The organism is Micromonospora zingiberis (genome assembly GCF_004331455.1).
Taxonomy (GTDB): domain Bacteria; phylum Actinomycetota; class Actinomycetes; order Mycobacteriales; family Micromonosporaceae; genus Micromonospora; species Micromonospora zingiberis.
Map to the genome: position 1 here is coordinate 86,214 of NZ_SJJR01000012.1, position 19,280 is coordinate 105,493.

The window sequence follows — 19,280 nt, forward strand, 5'->3', positions numbered from 1 at the left end:
AGAAGCTGTAGGGATGTAAGGAAGGGCACCTTATTAACGCCTGGTGCATAGGAAGGGCCCCCTGTTAACACGGCACCACGTTCGAACCCGTAGCGCGGTTAACAGGGGGCCCTTCCTATACCGGAGGCGTTAAGAAGGTGCCCTTCCTTACCCCTCGACCCAGACGGTGACGTCGGTGGGGACGCGGCCGGACTCGTCGAGCGGCCCGCTGCTGTGCAGCAGCTTTCCGGGGGGCACGTCGACGGCGGCAGCGCCGAAGTTGGTCAGCACCACCACGTCGCCGTTGCGGAAGGTCAGCACCTCGTCGCCGGAGGAGAGCCACTGCAACGTGCCGCGACCCAGCCCGTGCGTACGCCGCAGGCGCAGCGCCGTGCGGTACATCTCGTACGTCGAGCCGGGCACGTCACGCTGGCGGTCCAGCGCGTACTCGGCCCAGACCGGTGGCTGCGGCAGCCAGCTCGCGTCGGTCGGCCCGAATCCGTACGAGGGGGCGTCGGCCTCCCACGGGATCGGCACCCGGCAGCCGTCCCGACCACGCTGGGTGTGTCCGCTGCGCTCCCAGGTCGGGTCCTGACGGGCCTCGTCGGGCATCGTGGTGTGCTCCGGCAACCCGAGTTCCTCGCCCTGGTAGAGGTACGCGGAGCCGGGCAGGGCGAGCATCAGCAGGGTGGCGGCCCGGGCCCGGCGCAGGCCGGTCGCCGCGTCCGGTTGCTGGTCGCCGATACCGATGCCGATCGGGCGGGGGGTGCCGACCGGCAGCCCGAGCCGCGAGGCGTGCCGCACCACGTCGTGATTGGACAGTACCCAGGTGGTGGGGGCGCCGACCGCGTCGGTGGCCTGCAACGAGCGGGTGATCACGGCGTACTGGGCCGGGGCCGTCCAGGCGGCGAGCAGGTACTCGAAGTTGAACGCCTGGTGCATCTCGTCGGGGCGGACGTACCGGGCCAGCCGCTCGGCCGGCTCCACCCACGCCTCGGCCACCAGGATCCGTTCGCCGGGGTAGCTGTCCAGCAGCCGCCGCCAGTCGCGGTAGATCGTGTGTACGCCGTCCTGGTCCCACATCGGCGGGCGCGGCTTGTCCGCCTCCTGACCGGAGAGGATCTCCTGCGGCTCCTGCCAGTCGGCCAGGTCGGCCTGCTTGATCAGGCCGTGCGCCACGTCCACCCGGAAGCCGTCCACCCCACGGTCCAGCCAGAACCGCAGTACGTCCAGGAACTCCGTGCTGACCTGCGGGTTGTCCCAGTTCAGGTCGGGCTGGGCGGTGTCGAACAGGTGCAGGTACCACTGGCCGTCGGCGACCCGGGTCCAGGCCGGCCCGCCGAAGACGCTCTGCCAGTCGTTCGGCGGCTCGGCGCCGTCGGGCCCCCGGCCGTCGCGGAAGACGTAGCGCTGCCGCTCGGTGCTGCCCGGCCCGGCGGCCAGGGCGGCCTGGAACCACTGGTGGGCCGACGAGGTGTGGTTCGGCACCAGGTCGACGATCACCCGCAGCCCGCGGGTGTGCGCCTGCGCGATGAGTTGGTCGGCGTCGGCCAGCGTGCCGAACAGCGGCTCGACGCCCCGGTAGTCGGCCACGTCGTACCCGGCGTCGGCCTGCGGCGACGGGTAGAACGGGGAGAGCCAGATCGCGTCGACCCCGAGTTCCTTCAGGTGATCCAGGCGGGCGGTGATGCCCGGCAGGTCGCCGATCCCGTCGCCGTTCGAGTCGGCGAACGAGCGCGGGTAGATCTGGTAGATCGCCGCTTCGGTCCACCAGCCGGTGGCCGCGGCGGCGGGTGTGGTCTGGGGAATCGGGTTGTCGTTCAGGGCGTACTCCCATGGTCGGAGCGGGTGGGGCGGCGGACGCCGGTGACAGGTGGTTCAGTTTGCCCGCGGTGGTGCGGTCGAGTCCCGTACGACCAGCCGAGTGGGCAGGATCACCGGTGATCCCGCCGCGTTGATGGTGGACGCGCCAGCCGGCCCGCAGAGCGGGTCGAGCAGCATCTCGGCGGCCAGCCGACCCTGTTCGGTCGCCGGCTGGGCGATCGTGCTCAGGCCGAGCACACCGGAGAGCGCGTGGTCGTCGATGCCGATCAGGCTGACGTCCTGTGGCACGCGCAGGCCGGCGTCGCGCAGCGCGGTCAGCGCGCCCATCGCCATCTCGTCGCAGGCGGCGAAGATGGCCGTCGGCGGGTCACCCCGGCGCAGTAGTTCCTCGGTGGCCCGGGTGCCACCGGCGATGTCGAACCCGGACTCCACGTCGAGACCCGGGTCCGGCCGCAGCCCGGCCGCGCGCAGCGCCTCGTGGTAGCCGTGACGGCGGTCCAGGTGCGCGGTGAAGGCGAGTTCGTCGTCGGGGTCGCCGGAGATGTGCGCGATGCGCCGGTGGCCGAGGTCCAGCAGGTGCCGGGTGGCGGTGCGGGCCGCGGCCACGTCGTCGATGCGTACGCAGGGCCAGCCCGGCACGTCGGTGCCGGAGCTGACGGTCACCCCGGGCAGGTCCAGCGCGGCCAGGGTGGTCAGGTCGGCGGGGTGCAACGGGGTGGCGACCAGCATCACGGCGTCCACCCGCTTGTGCAGGTTGGCGGTGCGCAGCAGCCGCTGCCGGTTCTGCTCCCGCCCGCCCAGGTTGTGCAGCAGCAGGTCGTAGCCGGCCTGGTGGAGGAAGTCCTCGACCGCCTCCACGACGACCCCGAAGAACCACCGGGTGATCCGGGGGACCACCACGGCGACGGCCCCGGTACGGCCGCCGGCCAGGCGCGACGCGCTCGGCGAGACGGCGTACTGCAATTGTTCGGCGGCGGCCAGCACCCGCCGCCGGGTCTGCGCCGACACGGTCGGCAGTCCGCGTAGTGCCCGGGAGACGGTGGCCGTGGAGACTCCGGCCAGCCGGGCGACATCGTCGATCCTCGTCACGTCTAACCCCGCTCACGACCCGCGTGGTGCCGCCGCCCAGGGCGGCGGCACCACGGGCGGGTCAGCCCTTGACGCTGCCGGCGAGCAGCCCTCGAACGAAGTAGCGCTGCAACGACAGGAACACGATCAGCGGTACGACGATCGAGACGAACGCACCGGCGGTCAACCGTTGCCATTCGTTGCCGCGCGTCCCGGCCAGTTCGGCCAGGCGCACGGTGAGTGGCGCGGTGACGTCGCTTCCGCCCGCGAAGATGAGCGCGACCAGCAGATCGTTCCAGACCCAGAGGAACTGGAAGATGGCGAACGCGGCCAGGGCGGGTGCGACCAGCGGCAGGACGATGGTGCGGAAGATCTTGGGGTGGGTGGCCCCGTCGACCCGGGCCGCCTCCATCAGGTCCTTGGGCAGTTGCGAGATGAAGTTGTGCAACAGGAACACGGCGAACGGCAACGCGAAACAGGTGTGTGCGAACCACACCTGGGCGAAGTTCTGTGCGCCGTCGAGGTTCCAGGCGGGCAGCAGGGTGACGCCGCCCAGGTTGACTCCGCGCGAGAAGAAGCTGAGCAGCGGCACCAGGGCCATCTGCAACGGCACGATCTGGAGCGCGAAGATGGCGATGTAGAGCCAGTCCCGGCCGCGGAAGTTGATCCACGCGAGCGCGTACGCGGCCAGGGCCGCGAACGCGAGCGGGAACAACACCGACGGCAGGGTGATCACCAGCGAGTTGACGAAGTAGTTGGCGAGCTGCCCGGATGAGGCGGACTGCCCGAACAACACGTCCTGGTAGTTCTTCAGGGTGAACTGCGGATCCTGGAAGAAGGTCCACCAGCCGGTGGTCTTCAACAGGGGCTCCGGCCGGAACGAGGAGACGAACAGGCCGAAGGTGGGGATGGTCCAGACCACCGCGATGACGATCGCGACCAGTGTCGCGGTGCGGCTGTTCAGCCGCTTGCGTACCCGCGACGCTCGGGTGGTCCCGCCGTCGGTTTGCTGGGCGCCGACCGCGGCCGGGGGAGTGGTGGTGGTCATCTCAGCCCTCCCGTCGCTGCTGACGCAGGTTACGGATCTGGAAGATCACGATCGGTACCACCAGGACGAAGAGGAAGACCGCCAGTGCGGAGCCCTGCCCGTTCTGGCCGTACCGGAACGCCTGGTTGTACATCTCGTTGGCGATCACGCTGGTGTCGTAGTTGCCGTTGGTCGTGGTTCGCACGATGTCGAAGACCTTCAGCGTGGCGATCGAGATGGTGACCACCACCACGATCAGCGCGGGCCGGATGCTCGGCATGGTGATCTGCCAGAACATCTGCCACGGGCTGACCCCGTCGAGGCGGGCCGCCTCCACGATGTCCGCCGGGATGGACTTGATCGCCGCGGAGAGCACCACCATGGCGAAACCGGCCTGGATCCACACCATGATCACGATGAGCAGCAGCGTGTTCAGTGGTGAGTCGAGCAGCCACTGCCGGGGTTCGCCGCCGAGACTGACCACGATCTGGTTGAGCAGACCGATCTGCTCCTGGTCCTCGCCCCGGTAGGCGTACACGAACCGCCAGATGATGGCGGCACCGACGAACGAGATCGCCATCGGCATGAAGATCAGCGACTTGGCCACCGCTTCCAGCCGGGCCTTGTCCACCAGTACGGCGTAGATCAGGCCGATGGCGGTCGCCGCCAGCGGGACCAGGGTCACCCAGACCAGGGTGTTCAGTAGGACCCGGACGATCGCGTCCTCGGCGAACATCCAGCGGTAGTTGTCCAGGCCGACCCAGTTCTGGCTGCTGCCGTCCATGAACGACAGCAGGGTGGTCCGGATCGCCGGGACGACCAGACCGATCAGCAGCAGTAGGACCGTCGGCATCAGGAAGAACAACGCGAAGAAACCCTCACGCTGCTTCGGCCGCCGGGGCAGCGGAGCCCCGCTGGCGGACGCGGCGACGAGTTGCGCCTCGCGGCGCCGGGCGAAGAAGGACGGCACCGCGTCGAGCACGAAGAGCAGGCCGCCGACCACCACTGCGAAGGCGACCAGCCCCCACAGCAACATCATCAGTTTCGGCGCCTGGTCGGCGAAGTCGAAGTTCATCAACCCTCCCAGGGGTTCTCAACAGAGCCGGCAGGCCGGCCCGCGTCAGCGGACCGGCCCACCGCTGGAATTACTTCCAGCTGCTCTCGATGCCCTGGAGGACGGTGGCGGTGTCCCGCCCGTTGATCCAGTCGACCATGCCCTTCCAGAAGGTCCCTTGGCCGACGGCCGCGGGCATCAGGTCGGAACCGTCGAACCGGAAGACCGAGCTGTCGTCCTGGAGGATCTCCACGGAGAGCTTGTCGATCGGGTTGCTGACGTTGGCCAGGTCGAGCTTGTTGTTCGCCGAGACCCAGTCGCCGATCTTCGCGCGGCTGTTGGCGTGCTCACCAGAGGCCAGGTAGGTCTGCACCGCCTGCACCTCGGGGCGGTCGGCGAAGGCGACGACGAACTCGCCGCCACCCAGCACCGGCTTGCCCCGGGCCGGGTCGATGGCCGGGAAGTAGAAGGCGAAGACGTCGCCGTCCTCGGCCACCCGGGTGCCCTGCGGCCACTGGTTGGCGTAGAACGACGCCTGCCGGTGCATCGCGCACTTGCCGGCCGTGATCGGCACGCCGGCCTCCTGGAACGCGGTGGTGGCGATGCTGCGCACCCCGCCGAAGCCGCCGTTGACGTACTTCTCGTTCTTCAGGATGGTGCCGGCGCGGTCCAGCGCCTCGGCGACCCGCGGGTCGTTGAACGGGATCTCGTGCGTCGTCCACTGGTCGTAGACCTCGGGGGTCTGCGTACGCAGCATGACGTCTTCGATCCAGTCGGTGGCCGGCCAGCCGGTGGCCTCACCGGACTCGATGCCGGCGCACCACGGCTTGGTGCCGCTGTCCGCGATGGTGTCGCTGAGCTTGATCATCTCGTCCCAGGTGGTCGGGACGGTCCAACCCTTCTCCTGGAACATCTTCGGCGAGTACCAGACGAACGACTTGACGTTCGAGCCGAGCGGCGCACCGTAGAAGGTGCCACCGACGGTGCTGTACTTCAGCCAGTCGGCCGGGTAGTTCTGCTCGGCCATCGCCTTGGTGTCGGCGCTGGCGGCCTTGATCTGACCCCGCTCGGCGAACCGCTCGATCAGACCGGGCTGCGGGATGAACGCGATGTCGGGCGCGTTGCCACCGTCGGCGCGTACGGGCAGCTGCGCCTCGAACTCACCGCTGCCCTCGTGGTCGACGCTGATGCCGGTGCATTCTTCGAACTGCTTCCATGACTCGTCGAGGCGGTCGGCCTCGATCTCACGGATGGACGAGTAGATGCTCACCTTCTTGCCGCTGTGCCCCTGGTACTTCTCGTACGGGGCGCACTCGGCGGAATCTGCGTTGTTGTTGCCGCTGTCGTTGCTGCTTCCGGTGCCGCACGCGGTAGCGCTGAGCGCCAGTCCGACCGCGCCAACGATCGCGAGGGCCTGGCGTGGCCTGGCAAAGATCGCCATGCCCGTCCTCCTTCCTAGCCGGCGGGGGGCCGGGTCGCATCCGGTCACCTGACGCCGGTCCGATGGGCGTTTTCACATGTAAGCGCTTGCATCCGGCTGGGTCCACCCCTGGGCGGACACGACCAAGTAACAATCCCGAAACCAGGTAGCCGCTGGTGGGTGCGCTCCCACCCGCGCCGATCACCCCCGTCGATCGACTGGAGGGTTCGGCCGAGCTGGGCGCGTCCGATCGAAGAACTTCGACGTGGGCGGGAGGGTCAGCCGTTCAACCGCCAGATCGAGTAGTTGAGCGCGGCGGCGAAGGTGACCCAGGCCCAGTAGGGCAGCAACAGGGCCGCCGCCACGGCGTGGACGCGTCGGAACAGCAGGACGGTGGCGCCGATCGCCAGCCACAGGAGCACGATCTCGGCGAATGCCAGGCCGTACCGGCCGGCGCCGAAGAAGAGCGGGGTCCAGGCGGCGTTGAGCACGAGCTGCATCGCCCAGACGATCAGGGCCGGGGCGAAACCCACCCGACGCCAGACCAGCCAACCGGCCACCGCGATCATCGCGTAGAGCACGGTCCAGACCGGCCCGAACAGCCACGACGGTGGTGCCCAGCCGGGCCGGTCGAGGGTCGCGTATTCGGCCGCGGCACCGGACACGGCCAGGTTGCCGACGGCCGCCGCGGCGATCACGGCCACCGCGAAACCGGCCAACGCCCACCACCGCCGGGCGCCGCCGGTGGACCGCCGGGTCCGCGCCGTAGTCATCCGCATGGTGACAGCTTCTCCGGGCGACCGGGCCGGCAAACCCGCCGGCCGGCGTGGGTTCGCCGGGGTACGACGGACGACGCGGACAAGCACGCCGGGGTCGCCATGGCCGGTGGCTCCCGTCGGGAGGACGGAGTTCCGGTCACGACGACCCCGGCGGGTCCGGGTACGGGCGACGCCTGTGTCGCCACGTCAATTGAAGATACTGACACCACCCGGGCCGACCAGCAGCCCGACCACGATGAGGACGATGCCCCAGAGGATCTGCCGGCGGAACAGCGCGAGAATGCCGGAGACCACCAGTACGACTGCGAGAATCCAGAGAATCAGCTCCATGGTTGCTGAGTACCCCCTGCGCCGACTGAGGAAACCTGGGCCTGATCAAGGTGATCGCCCAGATAGAAGATGCTGTACGCCTGCTTGATCACGGGGTGGGCGACGTTGCGGACCCGGACCCCACCTGGCGTGACGCCCCGCTCCGAGCCGTGGTGCGCGTGGCCGTGCAGGGCAAGTGCGGTCGGCGCGGCGTCGATGGCCTGGCCCAACTGGTAACAGCCGAGGAAGGGGTAGATCTCCAACGGCTCACCGGCGAGGGTGTCCGGCACCGGCGCGTAGTGGGTCAGCGCCACCAGCATGTCGCAGTCCAGCGACCGCAGCGCCGCCGACAGCCGGTCGGCGCTCTCGGTCGTGGTGCGGACGAAGGCCTTCATCTCCGGCTCGCCGAAGTCGCTGGCACACCGACCGGCGAACCCGCCACCGAAGCCCTTGACGCCGGCCACGCCCAACCGCCCGCCAGCGCAGTCGAGCACCACGCCGTCGCCCTCCAGCACGGTGATCCCCGCCTCCTCCAGCGCCCCGACCACCTGCGGAACCTGGTCACACTGGTGATCGTGGTTGCCGAGCACGGCGATCACCGGAACGCCCAGGCCGCCGAACTCCCGGGCCACGCAGCGCGCCTCGGCCTCGGTGCCGTGCCGGGTCAGGTCACCGGCGAGCAGCAGTACGTCGGCCCGGCCGGGCAACTCCTCCAAGGCCGGCCGGAACCGGCCGACCACGTCCTCGTCCAGATGTACGTCGCCCACGGCGGCGATCCGGATAACCATCGAACCTCCCTCAGGGCAGTTGCTCGATCTCCGTGGGCGCCTGGGTACGGATCACCCCGATGTCGCTGGTGATCGGCAGGTCCGGAAAGCGTCCGGCCACCCGGCGCAGGATCTCGTCCCGCCGGTGCGCGCTCTCCACCTCGCCGTACAGGGTGAGGCCGCGCTCCGTACGGACCACGGTGATGCCCTGCTCGGCGACGGCCGGGTCCTCGGTGAGCAGCCGATGGATCTCCGCCTCGACATACTCGTCGGGTGGCCCGGCGCCGGGATCGAGGTGCGCGGTCACGGTGTTCCCCTCCCGTCGGCCGTGCCGGCGTACGGCACGACGTCCAGCCTGTCCAGCAGCACCAGGAAACTCTCCGCGTACGGCGAGTGCTGCGTGTCCTTACGTACCCGTTCCCAGTCGATCTGCTCCCGCAGTGACCTGGCCAGCGGCAGGCCACGGGCGAAATCGCAGTAGTGCTGGGAGAAGCTGAGCAACTTGTGCACCATCAACTGGGTCGCCGACAACACCGGCATGTGAATGGCGTCGACCGGCCGTACCACCGTGTCGGTGAAGGTCTCCTCGGTCACCGGCGTCTCGATCGGGCGGTGGATCAGGTCCACCATCCGTCCCCCGTCGTAGACCTTGACCAGCCAGTCCTCCGGCGGGCGCTCGGCGGTGAAGCCAGCGGCCACGAGCGCTTCCAGAGCGCCGTCGACGTCGGCCTCCCGGATCAGGAAATCGACGTCGTGCTCGCTGGAGTGCCCGCCGTGGGCGTACACGGCGAAGCTGCCGCCGAGGGCGAACGGAATGTCGGCCTGCTTGAGCACGGCGGCGACCTTCTTGAGGGTGTGTAGAAGGGTCTCGTCGTCGCGTTCGGCCATCTCGACACTCCGTTGGCTCGTCGGGTGCACCGTTGGGGTCCCCGATCCGTACCCGGCATTCCACTCATCCACACCTGCCCGGCTTGCGGAACGCCGTGAATGTCCCTTAACCGGCACAAAGTACGCGGGATTGCTGCGCCGATCGGATAATCTGTCGAGAGTGGTCAGATCGACGGAAGTCCCTAGCTTGGGGTGGTTGTCGGCCCCGACGTTCTCCAGACGACGCCCGCCCCGACTCCGCGCCGTAGCCCTGGTCGGCATCGACGGTTCCGGCAAGACCACCCAGGCGCAGTTACTCGCCGACACACTCGGCGCTGGCGGACATTCCGCCACCTATCATCGCAATGCGGGCGGCCGACGGTGGCTGGGTCGGGCGGCCCACCGGCTGGGTCGGCCCGATGCCCAACGGCTCCTCGGGCGCGACGGCATGCTCCTGGTGGAATCCGTGTTGCGCTGGCTGGCCATCGCGATGGCGCTGCTCGGCAGCCGACTGTCGGGCCGGATCGCGGTGATGGACCGCTATGCCGCCTGCCAGTACGCCAGCCTTCGGGCCCACGGTGGGCAGCGCTGGGAGCGTGTCGTCCGGGCCGCTTACCGGCTCTTTCCGCAGCCGCAGGTGACGTTCCTGCTGGCGGTGGAGCCGGCGGAGGCGTACCGCCGGATCGAGCGGCGCGGCACCGACCAGGAGAGCCTGACCTACCTGGCCGCCGCCGACCACGCCTATCGCACCCTGCCGGAGTACCCGACGTTCGTGGTCGTCGACGCGGCCCGGCCGGCGGACGAGGTGGCCCGGGAGATCCAGCGGCACCTGGCCGGATGGCTGGCGGCCGAGGACGGCACGGCGGCCGGCGCCGACCCGGTCTGGTGTGACGTGCGACCTGCCGGCCCGGCGGCGGGCGTCGTACCGCTTCAGGCTCGACCGTAGACCGGCACGGCCGCGCCACTTGTCGGCGCCGACTCGTCGGCGGCCAGAAAACGGATCACCGAGGCGATCTCGGCCGGCTCGACCCACCGGGAGTGGTCGGCGTCCGGCATGGCGGCCCGGTTGGTCGGGGTGTCGATGACGCTTGGCAGTACGGTGTTGCAGCGCACCCCGGCCGTCTTGTACTCCACCGCGACGGCCGAGGCGAAGGCGAGCACCGCGGCCTTCGCGGTCGCGTAGCCGGCCGCACCCGGGAAGGGGGCGAGCGCCGCGCGGGACGCCACACAGACCACCGCGCCGCCACCCGCGTCGATCAGATGCGGCAGGGCCGCCCGGGTCACCAGGTGGGTGGGGCGGAGGTTGAGGGTGAGCATCCGTTCGAACTCCTCGACCGGGGTCTCGTGCACCAGGCCGTTGCTGGCGTACCCGCCGACGAGGTTGACCACGGCCCGTAGCGGTGCCTCGGGATCACCGGCGGCCACCTCGGCGACTCTTGCCACATCCGACGCGTCGGTCAGGTCCGCGACCAGCCGTACCGGCGCGTTGCGGCCCGGGTCGGGGTCCGGCGTCGGCTCGCGGCGCTGCGGCGCCACCACCCGCCAGCCCGCCTCGACGAAACTCGCGGTCACCGCGGTACCGAGCCCGCCCGTGCCTCCGGTGATCAACACACTGCGATCCGCCATGGCCCCACGCTACTGTCGCCGGCCGGTCGGCGGGTCGACCGGCCCACCCGACCGGCCGGGCCCGGCCCGGCGGGGGAGGCGACGGGCGCGTACCGGGTGGCACGCTGTACCCGTGGTGACCGGCCTCGCCGGTACGTTCGTCCGCAGCGGGGTGGCGTGGTTGACGCTCCCAGCCCTTTGAAAGTAAGTTTCATCCGTGGCGAAGGCTCCGAAGATTTCTGCGAGTGGTGAGCCGGGCGGGCTGATCGTCCACATCAGCGGCCTGCTCCCGTCGCTGTCGCCGGCCGAGCAGCGGGTGGCCCGGCTGGTGGTCGCCGATCCCGCCGACGCGGCCCGGCGGACCATCACGGACCTCGCCACCGCCGCCGAGACCTCCGAGGCGACCGTGATCCGGTTCTGCCGGTCGGTGGGCATGGACGGCTACCCACAGCTGCGGATCCGCCTCGCGGCGGAAGCGGCCCGGCGGATCGAGCCACCGGACGCCCGGGTCGTCGGCGGCGACATCCCGCCCGGCGCCGATCTGGCGCAGATCATCGCGACCATCGCCTTCAACGACGCGCGTGCGGTGGAGGAGACCGCCGAGCAACTCGACCCGGCGATCTGCGAGCAGGTGGTGGACGCGATCGTCGGCGCCGGCCGGATCGACGTCTACGGCGCGGGCGCGAGCGGCTTCGTGGCCTCGGACTTCCAGCAGAAGCTGCACCGGATCGGCCGGATCGCCTTCTACTTCCCCGACGTGCACACCGCACTGACCTCGGCCGCCCTGCTCGGACGCGGTGACGTCGCGGTCGGCATCTCGCACACCGGCACCACCTCGGACGTGATCGAGGTGCTGGAGCAGGCGCGGGCCCGGGGAGCGACGACCGTGGTGCTGACCAACTTCCCGCGTTCGCCGATCACCGAGGTCGCCGACCACGTACTCACCACCGCGGCCCGCGAGACCACCTACCGTTCCGGGGCGATGGCCAGCCGGCTCGCCCAACTCACCGTGATCGACTGCCTGTTCGTCGGCGTCGCCGCCCGCAACCGTCCCCGGGCACGCAAGGCCCTGGAGGTCACCGCCGAGGCGGTCCGGTCCCGCCGGATCGGCACCGGCCGGAGACGGGCATGACCGCTGGTGCGGTGGAGCCCGACGAGGCGGCCGTGGCGCCGACCCGCCGTCCCGCCGTCCGGGTCGGCGCGCCGACCGAGCGACGCGACCCGCTCAGCGTCGACCTGGATCTGATGTCCACCCGCGAGGTCCTGTCGGTGATCAACGAGGGGGACCGCCGGGTGCCGGCCGCCGTGGCCGCCGTCCTGGACGAGGTGGCCGAGGCGGTCGACCTGGCGGTCGCCGCGCTGCGTGCTGGGCATCGGGTGCACTACTTCGGCGCCGGCACCTCCGGGCGACTGGGCGTGCTCGACGCCGCCGAGTTGCCGCCCACCTTCAACTCGCCGCGGCACTGGTTCTGCGCGCATCTCGCCGGTGGCCCGACGGCGGTGTGGCGGGCGGTCGAGGACGCCGAGGACGACGAGGGCCGGGGCGCGACCGAGGCGGCCGACTGCGTGCACGACGGCGACCTGGTGGTGGGACTCACGGCGAGCGGGCGCACCCCGTACGTCCTCGGGGCGCTCGCCGCGTCCCGGGCGAACGGCGCCTCGACGGTGCTGCTCTGCGCGAATCCGGAGGCGTCGGCCGCAAGCCCCGTCGACGTCTTCATCGGCCTGGACACCGGGCCGGAGGTGGTGGCCGGGTCGACCCGGATGAAGGCGGGCACCGCCCAGAAGTTGGTGCTGAACAGCCTCTCCACCGCGGTCATGGTGCGCCTGGGCCGGGTCTACTCGAACCTCATGATCGACGTTGTGGCGACCAACGCGAAACTCCGCGGACGAATGCTCTCGATCCTGGTCGAGGCGACCGGCTGCTCCGAGGAGGTCGCCCGGCGGGCGCTGGACGAGGCCGACGGTGAGCTGCGGGCGGCCCTGGTCAGTCTCGTCTCCGGGGTGGCGGTGACGGCCGCCCGAGCCGCGCTGGCGCGCTCCGCGGACCAGGTCCGCGGCGCCCTCGCCCTGCTGGCCACCTGATCGTTGTCAGCGCCAAACCCGGGCATAGAAACCGGCTGCGGATTGTTCATCAGGGCGTGGGGTATTACCACCGGCGTGGATGAACCAACCGGTCCGCGTACGCGTATCTGGCAGTGACCAGGATCGCAGCACGGTGGTGACCCGGGTCGCTGTACCCGGTGGTCAGGCAGTGTTGCCATGGACCGGTACGGTCAGCGATTCGTCGATCCGTCGACCTCACGGGGTGCCTGCCGATGGAACCACCGGCAGGGTGCTGACAGCAAACATGGACCGTGCTCTCAGCTGATTATCAGGCATTCGTGACACTTTCGACCCACGACATGGAATCCCCGACACGTCTCATCTGTTGTGTAGGTGTCAGCACCTGTGGGCACAGCAGAGGTTACGGGGGAGGGGCTGATGAGCGTGGGGATGGCAAGGAACCGGGCAACCGGCGCGATTGAGGGGACCGTGGGCAACGTGGACAAGAACATCGGGATGCGAACCGACGAGGTTGCCGAGGAGCGCGACCTGGTCGGAGTCTACCTGCACGAGATCTCCCGGACGCCACTGCTGGACGCCGCCAAGGAGGTCGACCTCTCCAAGGCTATCGAGGCGGGCCTCTACGCCGAGCACCTGCTCGGCGAGGACCGCGTACCCGACGGCGCCACCCGGGAGGAGTTGTCGCGGTTGGTCGCCGAGGGAGACCGGGCCAAGGACCTGTTCATCCGGGCCAACCTGCGCCTGGTGGTGTCGATCGCCCGTCGTTACGTCCGTTCGGGAATGCCCATGCTGGATCTGATCCAGGAGGGCAACACCGGTCTGGTCCGGGCGGTCGAGAAGTTCGACTACGAGCGTGGCTACAAGTTCTCCACCTACGCGACCTGGTGGATCCGCCAGGCGATCAGCCGGGCCATCGCCCAGCAGGAACGCACCGTGCGGCTGCCGGTGCACCTGGTGGAGGACGTCAACCGGATGCGCAACGTGGCCCGTCAGCTCACCCGTGAACTGGGCAGCGACCCGGAGCCGGAGCAGATCGCGGCGGCCCTCGGGGTTACCGTCGAGCGGGTCAACGAGCTGGTCCGCTGGTCACAGGACACCGTGTCGCTGGACACGCCGGTCGGCGACGACGGTGACACCAACCTCGGTGACCTGGTCGCCGACAGCGACGCCCCGTCGCCGGAGGAGATCGTGCTCACCGGTCTGGAGCGGCAGCGGATCGAGGGTCTGCTGAACCACCTGGACGACCGTTCCGCCGGCATCATGCGGGCCCGGTACGGGCTCGAAGACGGTCGGGAGCACTCGCTGACCGAGGTCGCGTCGCGGTTCTCGCTGTCCCGCGAGCGGATCCGGCAGCTGGAGATCCAGGCGCTCGGCCGGCTCCGTGAGCTGGCCCGCGCGGAGGGTCTACAGGCGGCCTGACCTGGTAGTAATGACGACAGACGGCCGGCGTCCGATAGGGGGACGCCGGCCGTTCGTCGTTTCGCGGTGGCCCATCCCGGCCACTGCTCGGCGGTACCGACCCGAGGTGGCCGGGCTCAGCGCACCCGGCCGTAGCCGTACGGCGGCATCAGGTCCACGCTGCGCTTCTCCACGTTCCGCCCGAAGGTCGGTGCGTGGATGACCTGCCCACCGCCCACGTAGATCGCCATGTGCCCGAGGTTGCGGTAGAAGACCAGGTCGCCGGGGCGCAGTTCGCTGCGGCTGATGTGTGCCACCACCCCCCACTGCATCCGGGTGTTGTGCGGCAGTGACTTGCCCGCCGCCCGCCACGCGGCCGAGGTCAGGCCGGAACAGTCGTAGCCGTTCGGTCCGTCCTGCCCCCAGGCGTACGGCTTGCCCAGCGCGCCGTAGGCGTACCGGACGGCGACGCCGGCCTGGCCGGAGACGGCTGGCGCGTCATCGGCGCTGTTCGCCCGGTTGGCCGGGCGGTCGGTGGCCCGGCCGTACGCCTGGCGGCGCAACTCGTACAACTTGGCCAGATCCCGCTCGATCCGTCGCTTCGCGGTGCTCAGCTCCCGCGATCGGGCCGCCTGCTGGGTCAGCGTCACATCCAGCCGGGTCTTCTCGTTGACCAGCCGCTGCTGGTCGGCGGTGTAGCTGGCGATGGTCGCCTGGCGTTGCCGGGTCAGGTGGTCCAGGGTGCCGAGCCGGTCGAACACCGACGCCGAGTCGCCACCGTGCAGCAGCGCGTCGACCGCGCCGAGGTTGCCGGTCTTGTACGCGGTGGTGGCCAACTCGGTGACGTCGGCGCGGCTCTGCGCGGCCTGCCGCTCCAGTGGGCCGATCCGTTCCTGTAGCCGGCCGACGGCGGCCTGGTTGTCCTTGATCTTCTCGCGCAGCTCGTTGTGCGCCTCCACCACGGTCTCCAACTCGGTGGACGCCTTGTCGATCCGCCGGGTCAGTTCGGCGGGGGACGGTTCGGCCCGGGCCACCGTGGCGGGCGCGATCAGCGCCAGTGCGAAGGCGGTGACGGTCAGGGCGCGCAGCGTGCGTATCAGGGGCGACAAGAGCTTGCGGCTCCTCTCCCAGGGCCGGCGCGGACCAGCTGACGCTCCGCGACGGCACCGGCCCGGTGCCGTCCGGTTGGACGGCGGCCGACCAGGCCGACCCGCCCAAGGTAGTACGGGACAGGAGTCAGCCGCAGAGAAAGTCGGGACCAATGATGACGCGGAGACTGAAACGCATTCCCGTTTCAGGGCAATAGTCTGGTATACCGGAGATGCCGGAGGGATCACTCTCGGCACATGACGCCGGTTCGCTGCGCGCTATATCCGATAAGCCGGACTTGGTGCACTCTTTCCGGCGTGCCCCTGCCGCTCCGAGGACGTGACCACGGGAAACAGGCAGGTCCGAGTGGCGAGAGCGGCACACAATGAGTCGCACAGCCGGGATTCCCGTCGATCTGCGTCGACCGGGCAGGCCGGCCGGCCGACCCGGCACCACCAGCCGTGGGAGGAGGGGGCCGTGGAGCGTGAAGGTGCGACGACGCGACCGCCGCGGTCACCGGGAGGTGCCGCGCGCGGGAAACCGACGCTGCTCTACGCCCGACCCGGAATCATCGTCACGGCCGACCGGTTCACCGTCGGCAGCACCAGTTGGCAGGTCGGCGAACTGACCCACCTGCACACCACCCGGGGGCCACACGACCGGGTGGCCACCCGGGCCGTGCTCGTCTCCGCCGCGGTGATCGGGGGCATCGGGCTGGCGCTCGGCTTCACCGGCGGCCTGCAACGGCTCACCGCCGGGGCGTACCTGCTGCTCGGCGCGGTGTTCCTGGTGCCGGTGCTGCTCGCGGCGGCCGGCGACCGGTGGCGGCCACCGGCGTACGAGCTGTGGGGCCAGCGCGCGGGCGTGGCGGAGCTGTTGTTCAGCAGCGACGACGAGCACCAGTTCGGCCAGGTGAGCCGAGCCCTGCGCCGAGCCCGCGAACTGCACGGCCCCGGCGACTGGGAGGACCCGCTCGCGTCCGCCGAACTATGGCGCCCCCACCGCTGACCCGGAAAGGAAGGGCCCCCTGTTAACGCCTGGCGTAGTAAAGGGGCCCCCGGTTAACCAACCCGCCGGCTAGCTGGCTACCGGCTCCGGGGTCGGCTCGGGCTGCTCGGCGAGGACGAGGGTGCTCACCCGGCGCTCGGCCCAGAAGGACAGGAACGGCACGGTGCCGGCCAGCATCACCAGGATCATCCGCTTGAGCGGCCAGTTGACCCGCCGGGACAGGTCGAACGTGGCGACCAGGTAGACCATGTAGAGGAAGCCGTGCGCCTGGCCCACGGTCTCCACCACGATCGGCTCGTCGAAGCCGTACTTCAAGGGCATGCCGATCACGACCAGCAGGATCAGCACCACACCGACGATCCAGGCGATCACGCGGTAGCGGGTGAGGGCAGCGCGCACTTCTCGTCCGTCCTTCCGAGCCGGCTCAGCCGGGATAGTCGCCGGGCTTCGCGCCCGGGTTGGCGTTCAACCATGACAGGTAGCGGTTGTAGGCGGCCAGCTCGGCGTCGTCCGTGCCGTCGCGGTCGGCGGCGCGGACGACCCGTACCGGCCGACGGATGCCGGGCCGTGGACGGGCGGCGACCGACCCGGCGGACCGGGCCGTCTCCCCGGCGCCGGGCAACCCGGCGGGTACGGCGTCGCCGTCGTCGGGCCCACCGCTCCCGCCGGTCGTGCTGGCGTCGGCCGCTGGCGCGGGCGGGTCGGTGGCCGACCGGTTGCCCCCCAGCGCGTGGCGGACCTCACGCCACCAGACGAAGACCACGAACCCCGCGAAGATCGGCCACTCCACCGCGTAGCCCCAACTGATGGCGTTGCCGGCGGCCGCGCGGCTGACCTGCCACCAGCCCAGTGCCAGGAAGGACGTCACCAGCACGACCATGGCCACGTGGCGGGCGATCCACGCCGGGGTCCAGAGCCGCTTCATGGCACGAGGGTACCGAAACCGACGCCGCTCTCCGACGCGGTGTCGTAGTGACGGCGTTGGTTTGGCCGCCCGGGCGGTGGGCAACCGTACAGACGCCAGCCCACGACGGACTAGGGGGCATGAGATGACGGCATCGGGACGACAGGACGGATTTCCCGCCGGTGGCACCGAGGTGAGCCCCGAGCAGCGGATCCCGGAATGGGGTGACGACCGTACCCCCGCCATGGCCTTCGACGCCGACCTGCCCGGCATCGACCCGGCGGAGCTGGCCGAGGAGGACCTGATCCGCGAGATGCAGAGCCTGCACCGGACCCGGCTGGACACCCTGCGGCACGCCACCGACTCGGCGCTGGCCAACCACCTGCGGCGGACCGCCGAACTGGAGACCGAGTACCTCGCGCGGCACCCCGGGCGGGAGGTCGACCCGAGCCGGCTGCGGGACCTGTGATGGCGTACGCGGAACGGGGCATGTCGGCGCCGCCCGAGGTGGTCTACAACACCGCGACCGACCCCGACCGGATCGCCGCCTGGCTGCCCGAGCCGCTGTTGTCCGCGCCGCGCGACGCCGACCCCGACGGACTGCGGGCCCGCTGGAGCGCCCGCGACACGGACTGGTCGGCGGAGCTGCGGGTGGAGCCGGAGGACACCGGCGGTGCCCGGGCCTGGCTCGACCTGGCCGGCGATGGTCAGGCCGACCGGCTGGCCGACGAGGCGCTGGACAACCTGGCCCGAGAGGTGGCCGACAACCTCCAGGCCGGCTGACCGGCCGAATCCCCCAGAGCACCGCGACGGCTCGCGGCGTGACCAGAAGGAGTCCGGGTGAGCTTGCTGAAGCAGAAGGTGACCAGGCTGCGTCAGGCGTACGCCCCACACGAGCACCGCCCACTCGGCGGGTACCTGGTGGCGATGGGCACCTACGCCGGGGTGGCGGGAGCCATCGCCGCCCTGGTCAAGGCGACCGGGCGTACGGTGCCGGAGCGGCCGGCCACCTCCGACGTGGTGCTCCTGTCGATCGCGACCCACAAGCTCAGCCGGCTGCTCTCCAAGGACGCCGTGACCAGCCCGCTGCGGGCGCCCTTCACGCGCTACGACCGCCCGATCGGCAGCGGCGAGGTGATGGAACAGGTACGTGACTCCGGTAGCCCCACCCGGCACGCGATCGGGGAACTGCTCAGCTGCCCGTTCTGCCTGGCGGTCTGGGTGGCGACCGGGCTGACCGGCGGTCTGGTGCTGGCACCGCGACTGACCCGGCTGGTCGCCACCGCGCTGACCGCGGTGGCCGCCTCCGACTTCCTCCAGATGGCGTACGCGATGGCCCAGCAGGGCGCGGACGGCCACCACGCCAAGGAGGACTGAACACCCGACGAAGCGCCGCCGGCCCGGTTCACCGGGCCGGCGGCGTCACGACAGCCTGCGGGCTCAGCGCTGCATGCCCGACCAGCCGCGCGGCGATTCCGGTTCCCGCTCGTCGGAGTCGGCACCGGTGAGGATGTCGTCGTCCACGGCGGTACGTTCGTGTTCGTCGGCGAAATCCGCCTCGGGCAGGGTGTCCGTGCCCTCCGAGGGCTGGGCGAGCGCGGGCACCCGCTCGTGCTGATCTTCCTTGGGTTGCTGCGACATCACGGTCCTCTCCTGGTCGCCGCCGAGCCGGCTGGTGCAGGGGGTCAGCCCACCGAGCCGCCCAGCAGGTCGGTCACCTCGTCCACCGCGTACTCGCCCTGGGGCAGCGCGTTCAGCCGGGCGAGTAGCTGCGCGGGCAGCTCCGCCGCGACCGCACGGCGGTAGATGTCGACCTGGCTGATCCGCTCCTGACCGTGGTAGAGGTCGTCGAGCAGCTCGTCCAACGGCCGGGTGTCCACCTCCTCGACCTGAATCTCGTCGGGTACGGCGGCGACCGTGCCCGGCAGGTCGGTGGTGGGTGGATCGATCGCGGCGGTGTCGACCACGGGCACGTCGGCCAGCACGGCCTCGGGCAGGCGGGCCTGCGTCGTGGGCGCGGTCGGTGCCCCGGTCACGGGTACGTCGTCGGTCACGTCCGTGAGCTACCCGCGCCCCCTGCACCCAAACGCCCACCCCGCCCACCCCGGACCCGCC

24 protein-coding genes are annotated in these 19,280 nt (G+C 70.5%); 8 read left to right on the top strand and 16 right to left on the bottom strand.

The window, feature by feature from the left end:
* Window positions 1-147: 147 nt before the first annotated feature.
* The 10 genes from E0H26_RS18390 to E0H26_RS18430 form a co-directional block, all read right to left on the bottom strand.
* Complete coding sequence (locus tag E0H26_RS18390; protein ID WP_131305160.1) at window positions 148-1,788, bottom strand: glycoside hydrolase family 13 protein; 1,641 nt, start codon at window positions 1,786-1,788, stop codon at window positions 148-150.
* A gap of 69 nt (window positions 1,789-1,857) precedes the next feature.
* The gene (locus E0H26_RS18395) at window positions 1,858-2,892 is read right to left on the bottom strand and encodes a LacI family DNA-binding transcriptional regulator (protein WP_131305162.1); all 1,035 of its coding nucleotides are present in this window, start codon (window positions 2,890-2,892) and stop codon (window positions 1,858-1,860) included.
* Between the two features lie 61 nt (window positions 2,893-2,953).
* Window positions 2,954-3,919 carry a carbohydrate ABC transporter permease gene (locus tag E0H26_RS18400; protein ID WP_131305164.1) on the bottom strand — a complete coding sequence of 322 codons (966 nt, stop codon included), beginning with the start codon at window positions 3,917-3,919 and terminating at the stop codon, window positions 2,954-2,956.
* Between the two features lies 1 nt (window position 3,920).
* Window positions 3,921-4,973: a carbohydrate ABC transporter permease gene (locus tag E0H26_RS18405; protein WP_131305166.1), complete on the bottom strand. Its 1,053-nt coding sequence runs from the start codon at window positions 4,971-4,973 to the stop codon at window positions 3,921-3,923.
* Between the two features lie 70 nt (window positions 4,974-5,043).
* Window positions 5,044-6,393, bottom strand: a complete 1,350-nt coding sequence (locus E0H26_RS18410) for an ABC transporter substrate-binding protein (RefSeq protein WP_131305168.1) — start codon at window positions 6,391-6,393, stop codon at window positions 5,044-5,046.
* A gap of 257 nt (window positions 6,394-6,650) precedes the next feature.
* Complete coding sequence (locus tag E0H26_RS18415) at window positions 6,651-7,151, bottom strand: TspO/MBR family protein (protein WP_131305170.1); 501 nt, start codon at window positions 7,149-7,151, stop codon at window positions 6,651-6,653.
* 186 nt (window positions 7,152-7,337) lie between these two features.
* On the bottom strand, window positions 7,338-7,481 hold the full coding sequence (locus E0H26_RS29360) for a GPGG-motif small membrane protein (protein ID WP_165521906.1): 144 nt from the start codon (window positions 7,479-7,481) through the stop codon (window positions 7,338-7,340).
* A complete protein-coding gene (locus E0H26_RS18420) occupies window positions 7,472-8,248 on the bottom strand; it encodes a metallophosphoesterase family protein (RefSeq protein WP_131305172.1) in 777 nt (258 codons plus the stop codon). The genes E0H26_RS29360 and E0H26_RS18420 overlap by 10 nt, the downstream gene beginning before the upstream one ends.
* A gap of 10 nt (window positions 8,249-8,258) precedes the next feature.
* On the bottom strand, window positions 8,259-8,534 hold the full coding sequence (locus E0H26_RS18425) for a hypothetical protein (RefSeq protein ID WP_131305174.1): 276 nt from the start codon (window positions 8,532-8,534) through the stop codon (window positions 8,259-8,261).
* Window positions 8,531-9,376: a nucleotidyltransferase family protein gene (locus E0H26_RS18430; protein WP_276320402.1), complete on the bottom strand. Its 846-nt coding sequence runs from the start codon at window positions 9,374-9,376 to the stop codon at window positions 8,531-8,533. Before E0H26_RS18430 ends, E0H26_RS18425 begins: the two co-directional genes overlap by 4 nt.
* Between E0H26_RS18430 and E0H26_RS18435 the strand changes: the two genes are divergently transcribed.
* A complete protein-coding gene (locus tag E0H26_RS18435; protein ID WP_131305178.1) occupies window positions 9,312-10,040 on the top strand; it encodes a dTMP kinase in 729 nt (242 codons plus the stop codon). The genes E0H26_RS18430 and E0H26_RS18435 overlap by 65 nt on opposite strands.
* On the opposite strand, the gene E0H26_RS18440 is transcribed toward E0H26_RS18435, so the two are convergent.
* Window positions 10,025-10,720 carry an SDR family NAD(P)-dependent oxidoreductase gene (locus E0H26_RS18440; protein ID WP_131305180.1) on the bottom strand — a complete coding sequence of 232 codons (696 nt, stop codon included), beginning with the start codon at window positions 10,718-10,720 and terminating at the stop codon, window positions 10,025-10,027. The genes E0H26_RS18435 and E0H26_RS18440 overlap by 16 nt on opposite strands.
* A gap of 196 nt (window positions 10,721-10,916) precedes the next feature.
* On the opposite strand from E0H26_RS18440, the gene E0H26_RS18445 reads away from it, so the two are divergent.
* The 3 genes from E0H26_RS18445 to E0H26_RS18460 all read left to right on the top strand — a co-directional run bounded on the left by E0H26_RS18445 (window position 10,917) and on the right by E0H26_RS18460 (window position 14,185).
* Window positions 10,917-11,831 carry a MurR/RpiR family transcriptional regulator gene (locus E0H26_RS18445; protein WP_131305182.1) on the top strand — a complete coding sequence of 305 codons (915 nt, stop codon included), beginning with the start codon at window positions 10,917-10,919 and terminating at the stop codon, window positions 11,829-11,831.
* A complete protein-coding gene (gene murQ, locus E0H26_RS18450) occupies window positions 11,828-12,784 on the top strand; it encodes an N-acetylmuramic acid 6-phosphate etherase (protein ID WP_131305184.1) in 957 nt (318 codons plus the stop codon). The genes E0H26_RS18445 and murQ overlap by 4 nt, the downstream gene beginning before the upstream one ends.
* Window positions 12,785-13,195: 411 nt before the next feature.
* Window positions 13,196-14,185, top strand: coding sequence for a sigma-70 family RNA polymerase sigma factor (locus tag E0H26_RS18460; RefSeq protein ID WP_131305342.1), 990 nt, complete (start codon window positions 13,196-13,198; stop codon window positions 14,183-14,185).
* A gap of 116 nt (window positions 14,186-14,301) precedes the next feature.
* Here the strand turns inward: E0H26_RS18460 and E0H26_RS18465 are convergent, their stop codons facing one another.
* Window positions 14,302-15,273 carry a C40 family peptidase gene (locus tag E0H26_RS18465; RefSeq protein WP_131305188.1) on the bottom strand — a complete coding sequence of 324 codons (972 nt, stop codon included), beginning with the start codon at window positions 15,271-15,273 and terminating at the stop codon, window positions 14,302-14,304.
* Between the two features lie 457 nt (window positions 15,274-15,730).
* On the opposite strand from E0H26_RS18465, the gene E0H26_RS18470 reads away from it, so the two are divergent.
* Window positions 15,731-16,261, top strand: a complete 531-nt coding sequence (locus E0H26_RS18470) for a DUF6232 family protein (protein WP_131305190.1) — start codon at window positions 15,731-15,733, stop codon at window positions 16,259-16,261.
* A 69-nt stretch (window positions 16,262-16,330) separates the two neighbouring features.
* On the opposite strand, the gene E0H26_RS18475 is transcribed toward E0H26_RS18470, so the two are convergent.
* Both E0H26_RS18475 and E0H26_RS18480 read right to left on the bottom strand, forming a co-directional pair.
* Window positions 16,331-16,660 (bottom strand): DUF3817 domain-containing protein, encoded by a 330-nt coding sequence (locus tag E0H26_RS18475; protein WP_131305192.1) that lies wholly within the window; start codon window positions 16,658-16,660, stop codon window positions 16,331-16,333.
* A gap of 25 nt (window positions 16,661-16,685) precedes the next feature.
* Window positions 16,686-17,186 carry a hypothetical protein gene (locus E0H26_RS18480; protein WP_131305193.1) on the bottom strand — a complete coding sequence of 167 codons (501 nt, stop codon included), beginning with the start codon at window positions 17,184-17,186 and terminating at the stop codon, window positions 16,686-16,688.
* A 124-nt stretch (window positions 17,187-17,310) separates the two neighbouring features.
* Between E0H26_RS18480 and E0H26_RS18485 the strand changes: the two genes are divergently transcribed.
* The 3 genes from E0H26_RS18485 to E0H26_RS18495 are packed head-to-tail and all read left to right on the top strand — an operon-like array spanning window position 17,311 to window position 18,542.
* Window positions 17,311-17,634, top strand: a complete 324-nt coding sequence (locus E0H26_RS18485; RefSeq protein WP_131305195.1) for a DUF6158 family protein — start codon at window positions 17,311-17,313, stop codon at window positions 17,632-17,634.
* Window positions 17,634-17,948: a hypothetical protein gene (locus E0H26_RS18490; protein WP_131305197.1), complete on the top strand. Its 315-nt coding sequence runs from the start codon at window positions 17,634-17,636 to the stop codon at window positions 17,946-17,948. The genes E0H26_RS18485 and E0H26_RS18490 overlap by 1 nt, the downstream gene beginning before the upstream one ends.
* A gap of 57 nt (window positions 17,949-18,005) precedes the next feature.
* On the top strand, window positions 18,006-18,542 hold the full coding sequence (locus E0H26_RS18495; protein ID WP_131305199.1) for a DUF1360 domain-containing protein: 537 nt from the start codon (window positions 18,006-18,008) through the stop codon (window positions 18,540-18,542).
* A gap of 63 nt (window positions 18,543-18,605) precedes the next feature.
* On the opposite strand, the gene E0H26_RS18500 is transcribed toward E0H26_RS18495, so the two are convergent.
* A complete protein-coding gene (locus E0H26_RS18500) occupies window positions 18,606-18,806 on the bottom strand; it encodes a hypothetical protein (RefSeq protein ID WP_131305201.1) in 201 nt (66 codons plus the stop codon).
* Window positions 18,807-18,850: 44 nt separating this feature from the next.
* Window positions 18,851-19,093 carry a hypothetical protein gene (locus E0H26_RS18505; protein ID WP_131305344.1) on the bottom strand — a complete coding sequence of 81 codons (243 nt, stop codon included), beginning with the start codon at window positions 19,091-19,093 and terminating at the stop codon, window positions 18,851-18,853.
* Between the last annotated feature and the right edge of the window lie 187 nt (window positions 19,094-19,280).

What these genes read in the sequence shown, in the direction of transcription:
- E0H26_RS18400 (WP_131305164.1), bottom strand. Translation starts at nt 3,919, where the DNA reads ATGACCACCACCACTCCCCCGGCCGCGGTCGGCGCCCAGCAAACCGAC.
- E0H26_RS18405 (WP_131305166.1), bottom strand. Translation starts at nt 4,973, where the DNA reads ATGAACTTCGACTTCGCCGACCAGGCGCCGAAACTGATGATGTTGCTG.
- E0H26_RS18410 (WP_131305168.1), bottom strand. Translation starts at nt 6,393, where the DNA reads ATGGCGATCTTTGCCAGGCCACGCCAGGCCCTCGCGATCGTTGGCGCG.
- E0H26_RS18415 (WP_131305170.1), bottom strand. Translation starts at nt 7,151, where the DNA reads ATGCGGATGACTACGGCGCGGACCCGGCGGTCCACCGGCGGCGCCCGG.
- E0H26_RS29360 (WP_165521906.1), bottom strand. Translation starts at nt 7,481, where the DNA reads ATGGAGCTGATTCTCTGGATTCTCGCAGTCGTACTGGTGGTCTCCGGC.
- E0H26_RS18420 (WP_131305172.1), bottom strand. Translation starts at nt 8,248, where the DNA reads ATGGTTATCCGGATCGCCGCCGTGGGCGACGTACATCTGGACGAGGAC.
- E0H26_RS18430 (WP_276320402.1), bottom strand. Translation starts at nt 9,376, where the DNA reads ATGCCGACCAGGGCTACGGCGCGGAGTCGGGGCGGGCGTCGTCTGGAG.
- E0H26_RS18440 (WP_131305180.1), bottom strand. Translation starts at nt 10,720, where the DNA reads ATGGCGGATCGCAGTGTGTTGATCACCGGAGGCACGGGCGGGCTCGGT.
- murQ (WP_131305184.1), top strand. Translation starts at nt 11,828, where the DNA reads ATGACCGCTGGTGCGGTGGAGCCCGACGAGGCGGCCGTGGCGCCGACC.
- E0H26_RS18460 (WP_131305342.1), top strand. Translation starts at nt 13,196, where the DNA reads ATGGCAAGGAACCGGGCAACCGGCGCGATTGAGGGGACCGTGGGCAAC.
- E0H26_RS18480 (WP_131305193.1), bottom strand. Translation starts at nt 17,186, where the DNA reads ATGAAGCGGCTCTGGACCCCGGCGTGGATCGCCCGCCACGTGGCCATG.
- E0H26_RS18485 (WP_131305195.1), top strand. Translation starts at nt 17,311, where the DNA reads ATGACGGCATCGGGACGACAGGACGGATTTCCCGCCGGTGGCACCGAG.
- E0H26_RS18490 (WP_131305197.1), top strand. Translation starts at nt 17,634, where the DNA reads ATGGCGTACGCGGAACGGGGCATGTCGGCGCCGCCCGAGGTGGTCTAC.
- E0H26_RS18500 (WP_131305201.1), bottom strand. Translation starts at nt 18,806, where the DNA reads ATGTCGCAGCAACCCAAGGAAGATCAGCACGAGCGGGTGCCCGCGCTC.